Here is a 5,646-nt window from a genome sequence, read left to right on the forward strand (position 1 = left end):
CGCCGTGGTCGCCGCGCTCACGGCCGGGGCCGGGGCGCTCGCCCTGGCGGGCCTGCGCCGACGCTGACGCCCGCGCGTCCGCAGCGCGAGATCAGGCATCCGCGCGGAGTCAGGCAGGAGAGGGCGCGCGCCGCCTGATCCTGCGCGTTCGCCTGATCCCGCGTTCGCCGGATCCGCGTTCGCCGGGTCCGCGCGTGCCCGCTCGGCGACGTCCCGCGCCTGCGCTGGCGGAGGGCTCTTGACAGCGGAACTTGTTTTTTGCAAGTATCGCGAGTGCGGGGCGGGTCGCCTCGCGCCTCACCGCACAAAGGAGTCGGTCGTGACCAAGATCTTCGTCAACCTGCCCACGTCGGATCTCGAGCGCAGCAAGGCGTTCTACACCGCGCTCGGATGCGAGATCAATCCGCTGTTCACGGATGAGAACGCGGCCTGCGTCGTCTGGAGCGACGACGTGTTCTTCATGGTGCTCACCCGCGAGTACTTCGCGACCTTCACCGACAAGCCCGTGCTCGATCCCCGCGAGGGCGCGCAGGTGCTCATCGCGTTGAGCCGTGACTCCCGCGAAGAGGTGGACGAGACCATCGCCCGTGGCGTGGCCGCGGGCGGCAGCGAGCCGAACGAGGCGAAGGACTACGGCTTCATGTACTCGCGCGACCTCGAGGATCCCGACGGCAACGGCATGGAGTTCGTCTACATGGCCCCCGAGGCCGCCGAGCAGGGGCCGGACGCGTTCCTCGCCGACCAGGACGGCGCTGCCGCGTCGGCCTGACATGGCGGCGCGGAGCTACGGCCAGTACTGCGGGGTGACGACGGCCGTCGAACTGATCGGGGAACGGTGGGCGCTGCTCATCGTCCGCGATCTGCTGGTCGGCCCCCGGCGCTACACGGACCTCAAGCAGGGACTGCCGCGCATCCCCACCAACATCCTTTCCACGCGGCTCAAGGATCTGCAGGAGGGCGGCGTCGTGCGCCGGGTACCGCTGCGCAACTGCGGGCTGGTGTACGAGCTCACCCCCTACGGCCGCGAGCTGGAACCGGTGATCCTCGCCCTCGGAAGGTGGGGGTTCCAGGCGATGGGGGATCCGCAGGAGGGCGACATCGTGACCCCCGACTCCCTGACGATGGCCCTGCGCACCGCGTTCCGCCGCGACGAGGCCGTCGACGGGGACTACGAGTTGCACGTCGGCGACGTCGCTCTCCGTGTGCGGGTGCACGCGGGCACGCTGTCGGTCGTGCAGCTGGCCCCGCCGGCGCCGCCCGTGGGCGGGGCGCTTCCCGACGGCGAGGCCGACGCGCTGATCGTCGCCGGTCCCGGCATCCGCCGGCTGATCGCGCGGGAGGTCACTCCCGCCGAGGCGATCGACCAGGATCTCCTGGCCGTCGTCCGCGGCGACGTCTCCGCGCTCGCCGACTTCGCCCGCACCTTCCACATCCCGCCGATCCCCGCCCGGAGCGCGGGGGCCGGCTCGTCCGAACCAGAGCTGCAAGGGAGCACATCATGACCGGACGCATCATCATCGACCTGTTCACCACCCTCGACGGCGTCGCCCAGGCCCCGGGCGGGCCCGAGGAGGATCCGACCGACGGGTTCCGGTTCGGGGGGTGGCAGGCGGGAGTCCCCAGCGAAGCGGTCGGACGCAGCGTGATGAAGGGTATGGAGACCCTCGACGCCCTGCTGCTGGGGCGACGCACGTACGACATCTTCGCGGGCTACTGGCCGCACCACACCACCGGCCCGGAGGGGGCGATCGGGCAGCTCTTCGATCGGGTGCCGAAGTACGTCGCCTCCCGCGACGCGGACATCGCCCTGGACTGGCAGGGAAGCTCCCGCGTGGGCGCGGACCTGGCCGCCGAGCTGGCGGCGCTGCGCGAACGGCACCAGGACGTGCACGTGATCGGCAGCATCGACTTCGCGCAGACGCTCCTCGCCGAGCGCCTCTACGACGAACTGCAGCTGTGGGTCTATCCGATCGTCCTGGGTCAGGGGAAGAAGGTGTTCCCCGAAGGCGCCGCCCCGGCGAACCTGCGCCTGCTGCATGCGGAGAGCGGCGACAACGGCACGCTCTCGCTCCGGTACGCGCCCGGCGCCCCCGGCGAGCCGGAGACGGGCGTCATGGGGGAGTGACCCGCGTCGTCCGTGCCCGCGCACGCCGGCCTGTCGCGTGAGCTCAGGCCATCGCGCGGCATCAGGCAGAAAACGCGGCCCCGCGCCTGAACTCGCGCGATCGCCTGATGCGGCGGGAGGCGGAGGCCGGCGTGGGGCTGGTCCTCGCGGGGCGATGGTGCGGCGAAGGCGGCCGCCGGGCGCAGCCGCGGGTCAGGCGACGAGGCGCTCGATCACGCGGGCGACGCCGTCGTCGTCGTTGCCGGGGGCGACCTCGTCGGCCGCGTCGCGCAGGACGTCGATCGCATTGGCGACGGCCACCCCGTGCCCGGCCCACTCCAGCATCTCCAGGTCGTTGAGGCCGTCGCCGAAGGCCACGACCTCCTCCCGCGCGATGCCGAGACGCGCGCACAGCTGGGCGAGGCCGGTGGCCTTGGTGACGCCCTCCGCCATGACCTCCACGAAGGGCGCACCGGACAACGTCGCCTCGAAGCCCGACAGGCCGAGGCCGCGCAGGGTGGCGAAGATCTCCGCGATCGGCACCTCGGGATGCCGGATCACGAGTTTCAGGCTCGGTGCCGACAGCACGTCCGCGAGGGGGACCCCGACCATGTCCCGCGGATCGCGCTTGTGGTCGCTCAGGCGCGCGAGCGCGGCGTAGCCCTCCTGCGTGACGAAGCCCTCGCCGGCCTCGCGGACGCTGGCGAACAGGAGCCCGGGGATCGCCTGCGACAGCGCCTCGGCGAGCTCCTGCTGCACCGCGGCCGGGATCTCCTGGGCGAACAGGACCTCGCCGGTCACGAGGTGGATGCCGTACGCGCCGTTGCCGCACAGCGCCCACGCGTCGAAGGCGGCGTCCGCGGCGAGCTGGCGCAGACCGATCGGCTGACGGGCCGTGACGGGGACGACGTGCACGCCGGCGGCGCGGGCCCGGTCGAGCGCCGCTCGCGTGCGCCGGGTGACGGTGCCCGCCGCGTCCAGGAGCGTGCCGTCCAGGTCCGTCGCGATCAGGCGGACGGGCGCGGTGCGCGGCGCCGCGGAGGACGAGGCGGGCATCGTCGTCACGCGAAGATCATCGGCAGGTCGTCGTCCGCGTCCGCCGTCGTGCCGAGGTCGAGGTCGACGACCACGGGCACGTGGTCGCTCGGCTGCTCGCCCTTGCGCTCGTCGCGGTGGATCGACGCGCCGGTGACCGCGTCGGCGAACGGCTGCGAGCCGAGGACGAAGTCGATCCGGATGCCCTCGTTGCGGGGGAACTTCAGTCGCTGGTAGTCCCAGTACGTGTACCCGGTCGGGAGGAGGGGGCGGACGACATCCTGCACCCCGGCGGTCTCCAGGGCGAAGAAGGCGGCGCGCTCCTCCGGCGAGACGTGCGTCGAGCGCCCGACCACGATGTCGGGATCGCCGTTGTCGTCGTCGAAGGGGATGATGTTGAAGTCGCCCACCAGCGCCAGGGGCTGCGCCGGGTCCGCGGCGATCTCGGCGGCGGTCGCCTGGCGCAGCGCCTCCAGCCAGTGCAGCTTGTAGGTGAGGTGCGGGTCGCCGAGAGAGCGCCCGTTGGGCACGTACAGGCTCCACACGCGCACGCCGCCGACGGTCGCCCCGAGCGCGCGCGCCTCCAGCGGAGCGTCCGGGCCGTCATGCCCCTTCGCGAACCCGGGCATGCCGGCGAACGCGGTCGAGACGTCCGTGATCGGCTCGCGGCTGACGATCGCGACGCCGTTCCACTGGTTCAGCCCGTGCGCCTCGACGTGGTAGCCCGCGTCCTCGAACGGGCCGTAGGGGAACTGCTCCGGCGTGCACTTGATCTCCTGAAGTGCGAGCACGTCGATGTCCTCACGGACGACGAAGTCGACGGCGCGGGCCACGCGCGTGCGGATCGAGTTGATGTTCCAGGTCGCCAGACGCATGCGTCCAGCCTAGTTTCGGTCGCGGACATCCTTGGACCGGCGGCGGATGCCGTCAGCGCTGCTGCTGCGCCTTCTTCTCCCGCCGCAGACCGTGCAGCAGCGGCTCGGTGTAGCCGCTCGGCTGGTCCGCCCCCTCCAGGATCAGGCGGCGAGCAGCGGTGTAGGCGATCCCGGGCTCCGCCCCGTCCGGGAAGGCGAGCGGCTCGTAGGCGGGGTCGCCGGCGTTCTGCTCGTCGACCACCTCCGCCAGCCGGCGCAGGCTCTCATCCACCTGTTCCGGCGTGATGACGCCGTGCAGGAGCCAGTTGGCCAGCAGCTGGCTGGAGATGCGCAGGGTCGCGCGGTCCTCCATCAGGCCGGTGCCGTGGATGTCGGGGACCTTGGAGACGCCGATCCCCTGGTCGATCCAGCGCACGACGTATCCGAGGATCGACTGCACGTTGTTGTCGAGCTCCTCCGCCACCACGTCCGCGGTGAGCACGCCCTCTCCCGCGAGCGGCGGGACGAGGAGCCGGTCCAGGGCGTCCTCGCCGACCGGCGGAAGCGTCGCGCGCACGGCGAACGGATCCACCTGGTGATAGTGCAGGGCGTGCAGGGTGGCCGCGGTGGGAGACGGCACCCACGCGGTGGACGCCCCCGACAGCGGATGGGCGATCTTCTTCTCCAGCATCGCGCGCATGAGGTCCGGCTCCGCCCACATGCCCTTGCCGATCTGCGCGTGCCCGTCCAGTCCCGAGGCGACGCCGATCGCGACGTTGCGATCCTCGTACGCCTGCATGAACGGCTGCGCCTTGATCGCGGCCTTGGGGAGGAACGGGCCGGCGTGCAGGGAGGTGTGGATCTCGTCCCCGGTGCGGTCGAGGAAGCCGGTGTTGATGAAGACCACCCGGTCGGACGCGGCGGCGATCGCGGCGGCGAGGTTCGCCGACGTGCGCCGTTCCTCGTCCATGATCCCGATCTTCAGGGTGCGTGGCCGCAGCCCGAGCACCTCCTCGACGCGGTCGAACAGCTCGACGGCGAACGCGACCTCCTCGGGGCCGTGCATCTTCGGCTTCACGATGTACATCGATCCGGTCCGGGAGTTGCGCCCGGCGTCCGGTCCCTCCAGATCCGGCAGGGCGCCCAGCGCGGTCATCACCGCGTCGAGGATCCCCTCGAACACCGGCTCGCCGTCCCGGTCGAGCACGGCGTCGGTGCGCATCAGGTGGCCGACGTTGCGGATGAACAGCACCGCCCGGCCGGGGAGGGTGACCTCGTCGCCCGCCGCCGTGCGGTACGTGCGGTCCGCGGCCAGGGCGCGGGTGAAGGTGCGGCCGTCCTTGGTCACCGTCTCGGTGAGCGTGCCGTCCATGAAGCCGCGCCAGTTGCGGTACCCGAGCGCCTTGTCCTCGGCGTCCACCGCGGCGACGGAGTCCTCCAGGTCGAGGATGGTGGTGATCGCCGACTCCAGCAGGATGTCCTGGACGCCCGCGGGATCGGTGCGCCCGATCGGCCCGTTCCTGTCGACGGCGATCTCGGCGTGCAGGCCGTGGTGGCGCAGCAGCACCGCGCGGGGCTCCTCGGGATCGCCGGCGAAGCCGACGAAGGCCGTGGCGTCGGCGAGACGGCGCACGCCGCCGGCGGTCCGCACGG

At 72.1% G+C, this 5,646-nt stretch carries 6 protein-coding genes; 3 read left to right on the top strand and 3 right to left on the bottom strand.

The annotated features are described in order from the left end of the window. The first annotated feature begins 319 nt into the window (after window positions 1–319). From MR1_RS18365 to MR1_RS18375, 3 genes are read left to right on the top strand one after another with little or no spacing between them, the layout of a single operon-like run. On the top strand, window positions 320–769 hold the full coding sequence (locus tag MR1_RS18365; protein WP_067250520.1) for a VOC family protein: 450 nt from the start codon (window positions 320–322) through the stop codon (window positions 767–769). A gap of 1 nt (window position 770) precedes the next feature. Then, a complete protein-coding gene (locus MR1_RS18370) occupies window positions 771–1,502 on the top strand; it encodes a winged helix-turn-helix transcriptional regulator (protein ID WP_084344921.1) in 732 nt (243 codons plus the stop codon). Continuing rightward, the gene (locus MR1_RS18375) at window positions 1,499–2,125 is read left to right on the top strand and encodes a dihydrofolate reductase family protein (RefSeq protein ID WP_067250524.1); all 627 of its coding nucleotides are present in this window, start codon (window positions 1,499–1,501) and stop codon (window positions 2,123–2,125) included. Before MR1_RS18370 ends, MR1_RS18375 begins: the two co-directional genes overlap by 4 nt. 192 nt (window positions 2,126–2,317) lie before the next feature. Here the strand turns inward: MR1_RS18375 and MR1_RS18380 are convergent, their stop codons facing one another. The 3 genes from MR1_RS18380 to MR1_RS18390 all read right to left on the bottom strand — a co-directional run. Then, window positions 2,318–3,160, bottom strand: a complete 843-nt coding sequence (locus tag MR1_RS18380) for an HAD family hydrolase (RefSeq protein WP_067250534.1) — start codon at window positions 3,158–3,160, stop codon at window positions 2,318–2,320. 5 nt (window positions 3,161–3,165) lie between these two features. Next, window positions 3,166–4,014, bottom strand: coding sequence for an exodeoxyribonuclease III (locus MR1_RS18385; protein WP_067250528.1), 849 nt, complete (start codon window positions 4,012–4,014; stop codon window positions 3,166–3,168). Window positions 4,015–4,066: 52 nt separating this feature from the next. Then, window positions 4,067–5,646: malate synthase G (locus MR1_RS18390; RefSeq protein ID WP_157518377.1), on the bottom strand; the 1,580-nt coding region annotated here is incomplete at its 5' end.

This window comes from Microbacterium resistens NBRC 103078, from assembly GCF_001552355.1.
GTDB classification, from domain to species: domain Bacteria; phylum Actinomycetota; class Actinomycetes; order Actinomycetales; family Microbacteriaceae; genus Microbacterium; species Microbacterium resistens.